The sequence below is a fragment of the Parasphingorhabdus sp. genome, from assembly GCF_036963805.1.
Taxonomy (GTDB): Bacteria; Pseudomonadota; Alphaproteobacteria; order Sphingomonadales; family Sphingomonadaceae; genus Parasphingorhabdus.
The window spans coordinates 213,330-227,373 of sequence record NZ_JBALUN010000004.1 but is presented as its reverse complement, the minus strand read 5'-3'; the positions used below and the strand labels follow the sequence as shown (position 1 = coordinate 227,373).

General features: G+C 52.8%; 15 protein-coding genes and 1 tRNA gene. 7 read left to right on the top strand and 9 right to left on the bottom strand.

Going from position 1 to position 14,044, the window contains the following annotated elements:
- The 3 genes from V7676_RS12895 to V7676_RS12885 all read left to right on the top strand — a co-directional run.
- A partial coding sequence (locus V7676_RS12895) for an integrase core domain-containing protein (protein WP_335660098.1) occupies nt 1-231 on the top strand: 231 nt, incomplete at its 5' end.
- A gap of 426 nt (nt 232-657) precedes the next feature.
- A complete protein-coding gene (locus V7676_RS12890) occupies nt 658-1,506 on the top strand; it encodes a fumarylacetoacetate hydrolase family protein (RefSeq protein ID WP_335660097.1) in 849 nt (282 codons plus the stop codon).
- 89 nt (nt 1,507-1,595) lie between these two features.
- Nucleotides 1,596-1,760: a hypothetical protein gene (locus V7676_RS12885; protein ID WP_335660096.1), complete on the top strand. Its 165-nt coding sequence runs from the start codon at nt 1,596-1,598 to the stop codon at nt 1,758-1,760.
- Nucleotides 1,761-2,048: 288 nt separating this feature from the next.
- On the opposite strand, the gene V7676_RS12880 is transcribed toward V7676_RS12885, so the two are convergent.
- Nucleotides 2,049-2,123 (bottom strand) — tRNA-Gly (locus V7676_RS12880).
- Between the two features lie 246 nt (nt 2,124-2,369).
- On the opposite strand from V7676_RS12880, the gene V7676_RS12875 reads away from it, so the two are divergent.
- Genes V7676_RS12875 through V7676_RS12865 form a run of 3 tightly spaced genes read left to right on the top strand, consistent with a single transcriptional unit; the run spans nt 2,370 to nt 4,095 of the window.
- Nucleotides 2,370-3,281: a tetratricopeptide repeat protein gene (locus V7676_RS12875; protein WP_335660095.1), complete on the top strand. Its 912-nt coding sequence runs from the start codon at nt 2,370-2,372 to the stop codon at nt 3,279-3,281.
- Between the two features lie 2 nt (nt 3,282-3,283).
- Nucleotides 3,284-3,901: an LON peptidase substrate-binding domain-containing protein gene (locus tag V7676_RS12870; protein WP_335660094.1), complete on the top strand. Its 618-nt coding sequence runs from the start codon at nt 3,284-3,286 to the stop codon at nt 3,899-3,901.
- Nucleotides 3,898-4,095 carry a Trm112 family protein gene (locus V7676_RS12865; protein WP_335660093.1) on the top strand — a complete coding sequence of 66 codons (198 nt, stop codon included), beginning with the start codon at nt 3,898-3,900 and terminating at the stop codon, nt 4,093-4,095. The genes V7676_RS12870 and V7676_RS12865 overlap by 4 nt, the downstream gene beginning before the upstream one ends.
- Nucleotides 4,096-4,142: 47 nt before the next feature.
- Here the strand turns inward: V7676_RS12865 and V7676_RS12860 are convergent, their stop codons facing one another.
- From V7676_RS12860 to mutS, 7 genes are all read right to left on the bottom strand, one after another.
- Complete coding sequence (locus tag V7676_RS12860; protein WP_335660092.1) at nt 4,143-4,760, bottom strand: MarC family protein; 618 nt, start codon at nt 4,758-4,760, stop codon at nt 4,143-4,145.
- Nucleotides 4,757-5,476, bottom strand: a complete 720-nt coding sequence (locus tag V7676_RS12855; protein ID WP_335660091.1) for a hypothetical protein — start codon at nt 5,474-5,476, stop codon at nt 4,757-4,759. Before V7676_RS12855 ends, V7676_RS12860 begins: the two co-directional genes overlap by 4 nt.
- A 2-nt stretch (nt 5,477-5,478) precedes the next feature.
- Nucleotides 5,479-6,381: a bifunctional methylenetetrahydrofolate dehydrogenase/methenyltetrahydrofolate cyclohydrolase FolD gene (gene folD, locus V7676_RS12850; protein WP_335660090.1), complete on the bottom strand. Its 903-nt coding sequence runs from the start codon at nt 6,379-6,381 to the stop codon at nt 5,479-5,481.
- Between the two features lie 10 nt (nt 6,382-6,391).
- Nucleotides 6,392-6,694: a YggT family protein gene (locus tag V7676_RS12845; protein ID WP_335660089.1), complete on the bottom strand. Its 303-nt coding sequence runs from the start codon at nt 6,692-6,694 to the stop codon at nt 6,392-6,394.
- 109 nt (nt 6,695-6,803) lie between these two features.
- A complete protein-coding gene (gene argB, locus V7676_RS12840) occupies nt 6,804-7,745 on the bottom strand; it encodes an acetylglutamate kinase (RefSeq protein ID WP_335660088.1) in 942 nt (313 codons plus the stop codon).
- 42 nt (nt 7,746-7,787) lie between these two features.
- Nucleotides 7,788-8,366 (bottom strand): peroxiredoxin, encoded by a 579-nt coding sequence (locus tag V7676_RS12835; protein WP_335660087.1) that lies wholly within the window; start codon nt 8,364-8,366, stop codon nt 7,788-7,790.
- The gene (gene mutS, locus V7676_RS12830) at nt 8,366-10,948 is read right to left on the bottom strand and encodes a DNA mismatch repair protein MutS (RefSeq protein WP_335660109.1); all 2,583 of its coding nucleotides are present in this window, start codon (nt 10,946-10,948) and stop codon (nt 8,366-8,368) included. Before mutS ends, V7676_RS12835 begins: the two co-directional genes overlap by 1 nt.
- 258 nt (nt 10,949-11,206) lie before the next feature.
- On the opposite strand from mutS, the gene V7676_RS12825 reads away from it, so the two are divergent.
- On the top strand, nt 11,207-13,477 hold the full coding sequence (locus V7676_RS12825; RefSeq protein ID WP_335660086.1) for an NADP-dependent malic enzyme: 2,271 nt from the start codon (nt 11,207-11,209) through the stop codon (nt 13,475-13,477).
- 55 nt (nt 13,478-13,532) lie between these two features.
- On the opposite strand, the gene V7676_RS12820 is transcribed toward V7676_RS12825, so the two are convergent.
- The gene (locus tag V7676_RS12820; RefSeq protein WP_442955443.1) at nt 13,533-14,030 is read right to left on the bottom strand and encodes an outer membrane protein assembly factor BamE; all 498 of its coding nucleotides are present in this window, start codon (nt 14,028-14,030) and stop codon (nt 13,533-13,535) included.
- Nucleotides 14,031-14,044 lie beyond the last annotated feature (14 nt).

Here is a 14,044-nt window from a genome sequence, read left to right as displayed (position 1 = left end):
CTCAAAAACCGCATCCTGCTCGAAAATTATTATCTGCCCGGCGATCTCGAAGCGCAGGTCGAGGCGTTCGTCGAGCATTATAATCACCAGCGTTATCACGAGAGCCTGAAAAACGTCACACCCGCCGATGCCTACTTCGGCAGGGCAGAATCCATCATCAAACAGCGAAAAAGGATCAAACGAAAAACTATCGAACATCGGCGCTTGCAATACCGCAAGATCGCCGCCTAATATCAACCAACCAGATGGAACCAAATACTCGCCTATTTTAAGCCAGCATATGTCTCAAATTATCTGACGACGGACAGGCTGATGCCCGACCAATCCCCGACCCAGCGCCCGTAACCATTCCAAATTTTCCGGCTAACTTCGACATATTTTCATCCCTTTTTAAAAAAATTGATTTTCAAAATAGGCAGCTTAAGCGTGTGAATTTTTCAATCAAGTATTTTTTCCAATTGGTCAGTATGAATGCAGGCACTCTGCCTAAAAACTGATTAAAGCCCCGCTTGCAGTGATCACAAGAGTGTCTGCCGCTGAAAACACTTTCCATTCGGTCAGTTTTTGCTATAGCTGTCTTCATTCTGATTGGCGGCTGAAACGGTCATCTTCTGAAACGATATAAACACTGTCCATATATTACACGGAGTAGCCCTCATGAAAATCGCTATATTCTCAACCGACAAAACGCGTCTGGTCGGACTAGTTACAAATGATGGCATCATCGATCTGGCAAAACATATGGACAATGCCCCCCCCACAATGATCGAAGTCATGAAAAACTGGGATACACTTGAACCAATATTGTCATCCCTAGCGTTCAAAAAGGCTGACTATTCATTAGATGAAGTGCATTTGCATAACCCCATTTCACGCCCAGGGAAAATCATGGGAATGGGCCTTAATTATGCGGATCACGCTGCAGAAGCAGACATGCAAATTCCCGATGAACAAATGTGGTTTTGTAAGGCATCAACATCCATCAATGGGCCTTATGACAGCATCCAACTTCCCAAAGTTTCTTCTGCGCTCGATTATGAGGCTGAACTGGTCTTCATTATCGGCAAACGCTGCCGTCATGTGAGCGTAAAAGATGCTCCCAGCGTCATTTTTGGTTATTGTGCAGGGAATGATGTGAGCGTGCGTGACTGGCAATTCAAAACCAGTCAGTTTAATCTGGGAAAAAGCTTTGACAGTCATGGGCCATTGGGCCCGTGGATTGTGACTCCCGACGAATTCGATCCGCACAACGCCAATATCCGCTGTCTTGTAAACGGCGAATTACGCCAAAATTCCAACACCAAGCATTTCATATTTAACTGCTATGAACAAATCGCCTGCCTGTCCCAAGCCATGACTCTGGAGCCGGGTGACATTGCCTTTACTGGCACACCTAGCGGCGTCGGTGCCGTAATGGATCCACCCAAATGGCTAAAAACCGGAGATGTCGTGCGAGTTGAGATTGACGGAATCGGCGCGATAGAGAATGTCGTAAAACCTGAATAATAATATGCCACCATTTAACGCAGAGGCCTAACGACGCAGACCAGTCCAGCGGGACTAATTTTCATCGTTGCCAGCGCTGGCGATCGGCAATGCCGTCCGATAAACTAGTCGGTCTCAAAGCAAAGCTTGGTTTTTACGGATTGCGTCCCAATGATAAAGTCGCGGTGAAGCGCCATACCGGGCCAGTATTCCACGCGATCCGTTATCTTTCGTTAATCAGAGCCTCGACAAGCTGCAGCGCTTTCGCGGATTGAGCGGGCTTCGGAGCAATCCATCAGGGACAGAGGACAACATCCCGTTGATTTTTCAACCGGATCGATCGGACTGGGAGTAGCGGTTACAGCATTCACAAGTCTCGTTCGGGATTATCCGATCGCTCAAGGTCAGTTGCCAGCACAAGATGGCGGGTAAATTATTTCACTAAGGGTAATGCCGAGCTGCACGACGATCCCAGCTGTTTATAACATGCTTGAAGTAAAAACTGCGTAAGCAATTGGGCGTGCTGGCTTTGGCTCCAAAACTTTTGGTTTCCAAAAAAAAACTGGAGCGGGCGAAGAGATTCGAACTCTCGACCCCAACCTTGGCAAGGTTGTGCTCTACCCCTGAGCTACGCCCGCTCGGCGGCTGTGACATGGGTATCGTCATCAGCAGTTGAGGCGCGCGGTTAGCATGGGTTATTGGGTCCGGCAAGCCCCATTTTACAATCCAGGCCCATGAAAAGAAAAAATATGCTTGGCTTTGCCGAGTCCGACCCCACATAAAGCACGGATATACAAGAAAATAGTCCGTGATTCCTACCTGAAATAGCCCTAGAAACGGCCAAAATGAAGGGAATCAGGCGCAGCAGTTTACAGGAGTAGCAATTGGCGACAGCAGGATTAACAGTGGACGAGCAAAAAGCGGTTGAAGAATTTCAACAGGCTGTTGTCGCCCCCAGTATGAACAAATTAGTGATTCTCGATTTCTGGGCTGAATGGTGTGGACCATGCAAGGCACTGACCCCTGTGCTTGAGAAAGTCGCCGCCGCTTATGCCGACAAGGGTGTGGTACTCGCGAAGCTCAATGTCGATGAGAATAAATTTATCGCTGCCCAGTTCCAGGTGCAGTCCATTCCAACCGTCTATGCCATATTTCAGGGCAAGCCGGTGGCCGACCTTACCTCTGCACGCACTGAAAGCCAGCTGGGACAGATGCTGGACCAATTGCTGGCACAGCTTCCGGTTAATACCGATGGCGAGGAACCCAAACAGGATATCGTCCCACTGCTTGCCATGGGAGAAGAAGTCCTCAGCGAAGGTGATGGCGAACGGGCGGCAGGTATATTTGCCCAGATCGCAGATATCGCTCCTGATAATGGCGATGCGATAGGCGGATTGGTCCGTGCTTTGATTTTAGCTGAACATCTACCCGAGGCGGAAGCGGCTTTGGCCGGCGTACCGGAGGACTTGGCCAATGATCCAGCCGTCGAACGGGCGCGTGCGGCTCTTGCGCTAGCCAAAGACAAGCCGGATGAAAGCGAAACAGAAGCATTGCGTGCAGCCGTAGCGGCCAACCCTAAAGATCATCAGGCGCGTTTCGATCTTGCCAGCGCAATGATCGCATCTGGCGACCATGATGGCGCGGCGGAACATCTGCTTACGATTATTGCTGCAGATAAGGAATGGAATGACGGCGCGGCACGGGCAAAATTGCTCTCGCTATTTGAAGTCGTCGGCCTTGAAGATGAATGGGTATCTGCAACCCGGCGTAAGCTATCCGCGATATTGTTCGGATAGTGATGGAAGGTAAACGTATCTCGATTTTTCCGCTGGCCGGGGCGTTGCTGTTTCCGGGCATGCACTTACCTTTGCATATTTTTGAAGATCGCTACCGTGCGCTGATTAAGGACGCGATGGCGAGGGATCGGAAGATTGGAATGATCCAGCCCAAGACAGATGGCGACGTACCGGATTTATTCGATATCGGCTGTGTTGGCAAGATTATCGATATAGAAGCACTGGATGACGGGTGTTTCAACATTATATTAGAAGGCCTGTCCCGATTCCGGGTCATTGAAGAGATTGATGCCTCCACCGCCTTTCGACAGGTGCGGGCAGAAGTGGAAGAAAATGCCGAAATCGATGAAGTGCTGGCGAGCGCAGAACGGGCCGCGCTAGAGATAGAGTCGCGCAAATTTGCGGAACTGCAAGGCTATCAAATAGATTGGGATAGTATCGGGCGGCTCGATGACATGTCTTTCGTCAACGGCATTGCCCAGATAGCGCCCTTTGATGCAGCTTCCAAACAAGCGTTGCTGGAGGTTGACGGCCTGTCCAACAGGGCGGAACTCATCATTCAATTGCTGGAGTTTTTTGGTCGGCAGGATGGCGACGAAGGCCGCGTCACACTGCAATGAAAGACGCAGAAAATGATGCCGCGCCCGGCCTATTCGATATAGGCTTGCTCGACATATTAGTGTGCCCGATGACGCGGACACCGCTTGTATATGATGCAGAAGCGCAGGAACTGATCAGCGAGGCCGCTGGAGTGGCTTATCCAATTAAACAGGGTGTACCGGTTATGCTTATCGGAGAAGCGCGAAAACTATAATCTCGATTGCTGGATCAGGTTCGAAACAGCAATCATATGCGATGCTCTTAAAAGCTCGCTTTCAAACCATCGATAACGAACTGCACCGCTAAAGCGCCGAGCAACACACCTAAGACCCGCGTCAACACCGCCTCGACATTGCCGCCTAAAACGCGCATCAGCGGCCCTGCAAGCAATAATCCGGTAAGAGTCAGCGACAATACGGCGACCATTGCCGCCATTATTATCAGCGAATTTTCTAATCCCTCATTTTGTGACATTAACAACATCACCGCCGCGATAGATCCGGGTCCAGCAATCATCGGCATGGCCATGGGGAATATCGAAACATCTTCTATTTCCGGTTGGTCGATTATTTCCTGCGCGCGGTCTTCGCGGCGCTGGGTGCGTTTCTCAAACACCATTTCGAGCGCAATGATGAACAGCATGATACCGCCTGCAATACGGAAACTGTCTAAGCTGATACCCAAGGCACCGAGCAGTTGTTCACCAAAGGCCGCAAAAACTGCCAATATAAGCGCCGCGACAATAACCGCGCGGATCGCCATAATACGGCGCTGCCTCGGCGGCGCGCTTCCGGTCAGGCTGGCATAAATCGGTGCGCAGCCCGGCGGATCAATTACCACGAAAAACGTAATGAAGGCAGAGAGGAAAAGCTCAATCATTTAATTGGTGCGACCACATCGTCAAAAACAATATCTTCCCATATCGTACCATTCCACATCCGGATCAATAAAGACCGGGATTTATCAGCAGAACTTTCTGCACTCCAGAACATCGTACGATCGTTGGAAAATCCGCTTTTGTTATTGTCGCCATGCGATGTGGCAGCCACAATCGGAAGAGACTCTTTAGAACAGGTCGCGACCCGTGTTGTCACGAAGTCCGGTTCCGCCAATGGCTTATCCAAGGGTACGCCATGATCAAAAATCCATTTCCACTCGATTGCTTTACCGCGCTGACGCCGGTCTTCGGCATCCTGCTTGGTCCAAATCGTGGTGTAATAGCCTGTGCTGCCATCGGCACCTTGCCAAGCGCCGGTCGACACACCCATGCTGCCGTCACAAGACATGTAGATTTTATGGGGTTGCCAATCCGTTGCCTGCGCGGGGTCAGCCTTGCCCTTCAACCAGACGGGAGCGCTTACCAGTTCAGGCACAAACATGATGGCATCCGCCGCAGCGGTTTCACGGAAAGCAGTCCATTGGCCCTTTTCGCCGGCAAGGCGTGCAAAGGAGAGCTCTACTTTTACAATATCGCTGGGGTTGGCGACCGGCTTGCCTGCTGCGCGCAAGAAGCGTTCGCGGTCATTTGGGCCGCCATTGCTAACGCAACTTGTCAGGAATAATGACAATCCTAATATCGCAAATAAGCGCTTCATGATTATAATCCTTCTGGCTTAGCGAGACCCGCGCGCGCAGATGCCGCGACCAACGTGTTGCGCAATAGCACAGCGATGGTCATCGGCCCAACGCCGCCGGGAACGGGTGTAATCGCGCGCACATGATCCATAGCCTCGGCAGTCGCCACATCACCGACCAACCGGCCTTTTGCTTGCCCGGCTTCCGGGGCCAGCCGGTTGATACCGACATCAATCACGACAGCACCGTCTTTCAGCCAGTCGCCCTTGACCATTTCGGCCCGTCCAACGGCAGCGACAACAATATCAGCGCGGCGCACCACATCAGGAAGATCGCGCGTCCGGCTATGCGCCATGGTGACGGTACAATTTTCAGCGAGCAAAAGCTGCGCCATCGGCTTTCCCACCAAGATGGAGCGCCCGACGACGACAGCGTTTAGACCCGAAAGATCGCCCAATTGGTCCTTAAGCAGCATCAGGCTGCCCAGCGGAGTGCACGGCGTCAATGCTTCTTCCCCATTGGCTAGCCGACCGGCATTTATGACATGCAGGCCATCGACATCCTTATCCGGATCAATCGCCATAACGACGGCTTTTTCGTCAAGATGGTCTGGCAGCGGCAATTGCACCAAAATCCCGTCCACCGTTTCATCGGCATTTAGCTTTTCAACCAAAGCGATCAAATCTGCCTGCACCGTATCGGCTGGCAAACGATGCTCGAAACTTTCCATGCCCGCAGCGATTGTCGCCTTATGTTTAGAAGCCACATAGACTTGGCTAGCAGCATCGTCGCCGACCAGCACCACGGCCAGTCCCGGGGAGCGGCCCGTCTGTTTCTGGAATTGCGGAACAGCTTCTCTGATCCGTTCGCGCAGGCCCGCTGCAAAGGCTTTGCCGTCAATAATCGCTGCTGCGCGCTTGGTCATAAAGGGAAACTCACAATATAGGGATAAGAGCCGCGCTCAGCGGTGGAAGAATTGCATCCTGAAGAATGATGATACTGATAATAACCACCATCGGCGTCAAATCTATTGATCCGAAATCCGGCATAATCCGTCTGATCGGCCTGTAAATGGGTGCCGTCAGGGCATCGATTGTCGTCCAAATGGCCCGTGCAATGTCATTTTGCAGGTTGATCACGTTAAAAGCCAATAACCAGCTCATAATCGCCTGGACGATAATGACGGTAATCGCGACATTCAACAATATGGCGATAATCTGAAACAAAGCAAAAAACATGGACCCAAACCTTTTTATTTATTGACCGCCATTAACCGATTGTGGCCAAATAAGCCAAGCAATCAATGCCAGTATTTTAGTGTATCAATAATATAATACAGTTCGGCAATTAATCAACCGTTTCGAAATCATCCCGGATCAGCGTACCAGCGCCCTTGCTGGTAAAGATTTCAAGCAGCATCGCATGCGGCACGCGGCCATCCAATATAACGGCCGCATCGACGCCTTTGACCACTGCATTAACACAGGTTTCCAGCTTGGGGATCATTCCGCCCGATATTGTCCCATCACTTTGAAGACGCTTGATATCAGCAGGTTTAAGATCGGTGAGCAACTCGCCTTGCTTATCCAAGACGCCGGCAACATCGGTCAGTAAGAACAGGCGCGAGGCCCGCAGCGCCGCCGCAACCGCGCCTGCCATCGTGTCTGCGTTAATATTATAGGTATGACCATCTTCGCCAACACCAATTGGTGCGATGACGGGAATCATACCCGCGGCTGAGATCATGTCGACCACGCTCCGGTCCACCCGTTTGGGTTCGCCAACAAAGCCAAGATCAATAATCCGTTCGATATTACTGTCGGGATCGCGGGCTGTGCGGCGCAGCTTGGCCGCTTTCACAAAACCGCCATCCTTGCCGGAAATACCAATGGCGCTGCCACCGGCCCGTTCAATCCAGCTCACCAACTCCTTGTTGATCGCGCCAGACAGGACCATTTCGGCAATTTCGGCCGTTTCCTTGGTCGTGACCCGCAGCCCATCGACGAATTTGCTTTCGACGCCGATCCGTTCCAGCATCGCACCAATTTGTGGGCCGCCACCATGAACAACCACCGGATTAATGCCAACGGCTTTCAGCAACACCACGTCCTCGGCAAAATTTCGGGCTAAGGCTGGATCACCCATCGCATGGCCGCCATATTTGACGACAAATGTCTTGCCAGCATAGCGCTGCAAATAGGGCAAGGCCTCGGTTAGGGTTTCTGCCTTGGCCAACATTGCAGGATCGGGCGCGTGATTACCAGCTTGGTTCTTTTCTTGATCAGTCATGCGGCCTTTCAATCCAGCTTCATCGCAAATGCAACATATTTATCAATTTTCAGGTGGCACAGCTATTTTTGCACGCGCTAATTGTTTCACTTTTTCGAGCGTCATCTGCACATGCCCCTTAGGATTTTTTGCATTATGTACCAATGCGATTTTGCGGTCTTGGTCAATTACATAGCTGATACGATTGGCCAGCGCGAGCGCCGGTTCCATACGGACTTGATAACCATCCATCACGCTGGAATCGGCACGGGCAACGGCAAATTTGTCCCGGCATTCCTCGACTGAAAATTTGGATAGCTCTTCCATGCTGTCGCCGGACATACCGATCACGGTCGCGCCAGCCGCTTCAAAATCGGCCGTCGCTTCGGCAAACATATTGGCTTCAATGGTGCAGCCTTCTGTAAAAGCTTTGGGAAAGAAATAGAGAACTACCGGGCCCTTTTTCAACTTGTCCGATAAGCTGATCTTAAACGGCTTTCCTCCCAACGCGCCGGTTGTTTCAAAATCGGGAGCATCCGCGCCGATCTCCAACGGTTCGGCATTAGCGCTACGCGAACTATAAACATAAAGGCCGCCAGCAAGAAGCAGCGCAGACATGATAATGATGATCCAGCGGTTCATTATTCTTCCTGTTCCAAAACGGATTTTAGCGCATATAGTTGATCAAGCGCATCACGCGGGCTTAACGCATCAATGTCCAGTTCGCGCAAGGCAACCCGAAGCATATCGGTTTTCTCATCATCCTCGGCAAGGCTGGCGGCAAATAAAGGCAAGTCGCCCAGCCCAGCCGCAAGACCGCCGGTTTCGGCCTTGCCCGCTTCCAGCTTGTCGAGCACCGACTTAGCACGTTTCAATACCGGTTTGGGGATACCGGCCAGCTTCGCCACCGCGAGACCGTAGCTGCGGTCAGCAGGACCTTTGGCGAGTTCATGCATCAAAACAAGATCGCCCTTCCACTCGCGTGCACGCACATGGTGCAGCGACATCGCATCGAGCCGATCCGCCAGCCGCGTCAGCTCATGATAATGAGTTGCGAACAGACAGCGGCACTGATTAGTTTCATGCACCGCCTCAACCACCGCCCATGCCAGCGCCAGTCCATCATAGGTCGAGGTTCCCCTGCCCACCTCATCGAGAATGACGAAGCTCTTATCCGTTGCCTGACTGAGGATGGTGGCAGTCTCGACCATCTCGACCATGAAAGTAGACCGCCCCTGTGCAAGATTATCCGACGCCCCCACCCGGCTGAACAGGCGGTCCACTAAACTTAGTGTGGCCGAAGCGGCAGGGACAAAACTGCCTGCTTGCGCGAGAATCACGATCAGCGCATTTTGCCGCAAAAAGGTTGATTTACCGCCCATATTGGGGCCGGATACCAACCACAGCCGTTCGTCATTGGACAGCACGCAATCATTGGATACGAAGGGATCGCCCGCGACACCTAACGCCGCCTCGACAACCGGATGACGGCCCGCTTGAATATCGAGCACGTTTCCGTCGGCAAATGCCGGACGGCACCATTGTCCCTCAACCGCGCGTTCAGCGAGCGCCGAAGCCACATCAATCCGCGCCAGTGCATCGGCGCTGATCGCTATCGCATCTTTGCGCTCCAATATCTTGTCAGCCAATTCTTCGAAATGCGCCGCTTCTGCCGCCAAAGCATGCGCGCCAGCCTGCGTTACCCGCACCGCTTCTTCGTGCAACTCAGTCGAATTAAACCGGACCACACCCGCCAAAGTCTGGCGATGGGTAAAGCCGGAATCCTCGGCCATCAACCCATCCCCGTGGCGCGCCGGTACTTCAACAAAATAACCCAGCACAGCGTTGTGCTTTATTTTCAGGCTATTGATCCCTGTGGCTTCGCGGTAACTGGCCTCCAGTATCGCAATTGCTTTGCGGCCATCGGAACCAGCACTGCGCAACTCATCGAGAGCCGGATCATAGCCGATCGCGACATAGCCGCCCTTGGTCATCTCGGTGGGCGGCGTTTCAACCAGAGCACGTTCCAACAAGTCCACCATGGCGGCATGGCCATCCAGCGCGGGAAGCAACGTGTTCATCAAATCAGGAAGCGCCATATCGAGCGCGAGCCGTTCCCGCAAAATCCGTGCACCACTCAGACCGTCGCGTATCTGACCTAGATCGCGCGGGCTACCCCGACCGGCCGATATCCGACCCAAGGCGCGGCTAATATCCGGCATAGCTTTCAGTGCATCGCGCACCGTGTCGCGAATAGCTGGCGCGTCGTGGAACCATTGAACCATACCGAGGCGCAGATTAATCTTGGCTTCGTCGAACAATGGCGCGGCAAGATCCCGCCCCAAAAGACGCGCGCCGCCGGGCGTCACCGTACGGTCAATATTGCCGAGCAAGCTGCCTTTGCGCTCCCCCGCCATCGTCCGCTCAATTTCCAGACTGCCGCGTGTCGCGCCGTCGATCAGTAGATATTCACCGGCATGACGCTGCACCGGAGGCTTGAGAAACGGCGTATCCCCTTGGGCGGCATGTTCGATATAAGCGATCAAGCCGCCCGCCGCAGCTAGCTCGCTACGGGAAAAATCACCAAATCCATCAAGGGTCGACACACCCAAAAGCGCCTTTAGCTTGCGCTCCGCCTTCTGACTGTCGAAATCCTCTTTCGGCCATTCCGTAGCCTTATCTAACCGCCCCACGAGAGCAGGCGAGCAGATAATTTCCGACGGCGAAATACGCGACAATTCAGCGATCAGCGCATCATCGGAAATTTCCAACAATTCAAAATCACCAGTCGAAATATCGGCCGCCGCAATACCGATCTGCCCCTGCACCTCCGCAATGGCGACCAGCATATTGTCCGATCGTGCATCCAATAGTGTGTCTTCCGTCAACGTACCTGCGGTAACGAAGCGAATGATGTCCCGCGCCACCAGCGCCTTATATCCGCCGCGCGCTTTCGCCTCTGCCGGTGTTTCGGTTTGCTCGGCAATCGCGACCTTGAAACCGGCACGGATCAGTTTAGCGAGATAGCTTTCCGCTGCATGGGCAGGAACACCGCACATGGGAATTTGCTCTCCGGCATTTTTCCCGCGCGAGGTCAGCGCAATATCAAGCGCCGCAGAAGCCAGTTTGGCATCCTCGAAAAACAATTCGAAAAAGTCACCCATCCGATAAAAAAGCAGACAGTCTTTCGCCTGTTCTTTCAAAGCGAAATATTGCTCCATCATCGGAGTCAGCTTTGGCAGTGCAGCGGCCTCAGCTTCCGTTTTCTTTGATTTTTCAGACTGTATTTTTGTGGCCATGGCCGAAGCGATAGCGAACTATGACGACACATAAAAGAGCCACGATTCCAGAATCGGATTCCATTAATCTAAATCAGCATTATAGCAGGCCTTGCCCAACGCCTATCATTCGGAGTAGGCACGTTTTCGGGACGCGCAACAGCTTGGTAGCACATGCCGAAATCTGAAACATGGAGAAATAATTTGGCCGACAAAGATAAAAGCAACGTGGAATTTTCAGAGCGCGAAGCATTATTGTTCCATTCCCACGGACGGCCGGGAAAAATTGAAATTATCGCTTCGAAACCGATGGCAACGCAGCGCGACCTGAGCCTCGCTTACTCTCCCGGAGTAGCCGTGCCCGTGCGCGCCATTGCCGAAGATCCTTCCAAAGTTTATGACTATACCGCAAAAGGTAATCTGGTCGCCGTCATCTCCAACGGCACCGCAATCTTGGGCCTTGGCAATCTCGGCCCCCTCGCCTCCAAGCCAGTGATGGAAGGCAAGGCGGTATTGTTCAAGCGCTTTGCCGATGTCGATGCCATTGATATCGAACTGGACAGTGAAGATACCGACGCCATCATTAATGCGGTTCGTATCATGGAACCTAGTTTTGGCGGCATCAATCTCGAAGATATCGGGGCACCCGCCTGTTTCATCATTGAACAGACTTTGCGCGACCAGATGAATATTCCAGTGTTTCACGATGACCAGCACGGTACTGCCATTATTGCTGCAGCGGGGATTATCAACGCCTGCCTGCTCACCAATCGTGACATCAAAGATATTAAGGTCGTGGTAAACGGCGCCGGCGCGGCAGCCATTGCCTGTGCTTCGCTCATTAAATCTTTGGGCGTGGCGCATGATAATCTCACCATGTGTGACAGAAGCGGCGTTATCTATCGTGGCCGCGACAATGTTGATCAGTGGAAATCCGCTCATGCGATTGATACCGACGCCCGCGACCTCAATGATGCGCTGAAAGGCGCAGACGTGTTTCTGGGGCTCTCGGCCGCTGGGGCGCTGAAACCGGAAATGGTCAAGGATATGGCACCTCAGCCAATCATCTTTGCCATGGCCAATCCCGATCCTGAAATCACTCCGCCCGATGCCAAGGCCGCACGGCCCGACGCAATTGTGGCGACGGGACGCTCCGATTACCCCAATCAGGTCAATAACGTTCTCGGATTCCCTTTCATTTTCCGGGGCGCACTGGATGTTCGGGCCACAAGTATCAACGAAGAAATGAAAATCGCTGCCGCACATGCCATTGCGGAATTGGCACGCGAACAGGTCCCCGAAGAAGTAGCTGTGGCTTATGGCGGACAAGCGCCAACATTCGGCGTAGACTATATCATTCCCGCGCCTTTTGATCCGCGCTTGATGGATGTCGTTTCCGCAGCGGTTGCCAAGGCAGCCATGGACAGCGGCGTTGCCCAAAAGCCGATTGAAGATCTCGATGCTTATCGCCAGAGCTTGAAAGCGCGACTTAACCCGACGACCTCAGTGCTTACGCAGGCATATGAAGCTTGTCGCATCGCGCCGAAACGGGTGATTTTTGCAGAAGCAGAAGAAGATGTCGTATTGCGCGCAGCGATCCAGTTTCAGGACGGCGGATATGGCACGCCCGTACTGGTCGGCCGCGATGACCGTGTGCGCGCAAAGCTTCTGGAACTGGGTGTCAGCGATCCGGATCGCTTTGAAATTCACAATTCCCGTAACAGTCCGCTCGTCCCTGATATGGTCAACATGCTTTATGAGCGGCTGCAACGTAAAGGACATATGGAGCGGGACATTAAACGCATGGTCAATCAGGACCGCAACATCTTTGGCTCGGCTTTACTTGCGATGGACCAGGGCGATGCCATGATCACCGGTGTAACGCGGCCCTATTCCCAGACATTTAAGGATATCGCGAAGGTTATCGACGTCGAAAAAGGCCGTACAGCCCTCGGCATTCACGTTATGGTAGGACAAAGCCATACGGTATTCATGGCGGATACGACGGTCAATGAACGGCCCTCAGCCGAAGAACTGGCCGACATTGCAGAGCAGACCGCTGCCGTCGCGCGTAAAATGGGCCATGAACCTCGCGTAGCTTTCCTGAGCTATTCAACATTCGGAAATCCGGCGGGTCGTTGGCTCGAAAATATTCGCGAGGCCGTTTCCGAATTGGATGATCGTCGGGTCAATTTCGAATATGAAGGCGAAATGGCACCCGATGTCGCACTTAACCCGAAACTAATGGGGAACTACCCGTTTAACCGGCTATCTGGACCTGCCAATGTTCTGGTCATGCCCGGTTTGCAATCGGCCAATCTGTCCGCAAAATTGCTCCGCGAACTGGGCGGCGATGCGGTGATCGGGCCCATGTTGGTCGGTCTTGAGAAATCTGTACAGATTGCGACCATGGCGTCGACAGCATCAGAGCTGGTTACGCTGGCAGTTTTGGCCGCAAGTGGTATCGCAAAATAGCGATGCCACTCGCAGCTAAGCTGTCGAGATAAGCGTTTATAGCGGCAAAATCGAGTTAAGGCTGGGTTGGGTCGTTACTGCCACCCTGCGCGCCACCAGAACCGACCGCGCCGATATTGCCGAATAGCTCTTCAAAGAAAGAGCGTTCACGGCCCAGTGTCGGAGTGCTATCACCGCTTGGGCTGACATTGGCGACCAGTTCCAGACCAGTGCGGTCAATCGCAGCGACATTACCTGACGAATCAAAAGTTACACGCATGACCATCTGCTCTTTGGGTGACGGCGTGTTAAACGCGAACTGCTTTGTCTCACGTGACAAATAATACCAAATATTCTCGTCAAACTGGCCGGTGAATGTCGGGCGACCCAGAGAAGCCTCTACCGATTGCCGGTTATCAATGCCGGGTTGAATCGCATTGGTCAGCACCGGATCAACAATATAGCCTTGATGGCCGCGCACTTGCGAACAACCGGACAGTAATAGCCCGCCTGTGACCAGCCCGGTCAGCACGATGTGCATTTTCATCTTGGGCATTTTCAAATGGCTACGCATCAACTCTATTCTCC

Bases quoted from the DNA above. Each gene is read 5' to 3' on its own strand.
- V7676_RS12890 (WP_335660097.1), top strand. From the start codon at position 658: ATGAAAATCGCTATATTCTCAACCGACAAAACGCGTCTGGTCGGACTA.
- V7676_RS12885 (WP_335660096.1), top strand. From the start codon at position 1,596: ATGCCGTCCGATAAACTAGTCGGTCTCAAAGCAAAGCTTGGTTTTTAC.
- V7676_RS12870 (WP_335660094.1), top strand. From the start codon at position 3,284: ATGGAAGGTAAACGTATCTCGATTTTTCCGCTGGCCGGGGCGTTGCTG.
- V7676_RS12865 (WP_335660093.1), top strand. From the start codon at position 3,898: ATGAAAGACGCAGAAAATGATGCCGCGCCCGGCCTATTCGATATAGGC.
- V7676_RS12860 (WP_335660092.1), bottom strand. From the start codon at position 4,760: ATGATTGAGCTTTTCCTCTCTGCCTTCATTACGTTTTTCGTGGTAATT.
- V7676_RS12855 (WP_335660091.1), bottom strand. From the start codon at position 5,476: ATGAAGCGCTTATTTGCGATATTAGGATTGTCATTATTCCTGACAAGT.
- folD (WP_335660090.1), bottom strand. From the start codon at position 6,381: ATGACCAAGCGCGCAGCAGCGATTATTGACGGCAAAGCCTTTGCAGCG.
- V7676_RS12845 (WP_335660089.1), bottom strand. From the start codon at position 6,694: ATGTTTTTTGCTTTGTTTCAGATTATCGCCATATTGTTGAATGTCGCG.
- argB (WP_335660088.1), bottom strand. From the start codon at position 7,745: ATGACTGATCAAGAAAAGAACCAAGCTGGTAATCACGCGCCCGATCCT.
- V7676_RS12835 (WP_335660087.1), bottom strand. From the start codon at position 8,366: ATGAACCGCTGGATCATCATTATCATGTCTGCGCTGCTTCTTGCTGGC.
- mutS (WP_335660109.1), bottom strand. From the start codon at position 10,948: ATGATGGAGCAATATTTCGCTTTGAAAGAACAGGCGAAAGACTGTCTG.
- V7676_RS12820 (WP_442955443.1), bottom strand. From the start codon at position 14,030: ATGCGTAGCCATTTGAAAATGCCCAAGATGAAAATGCACATCGTGCTG.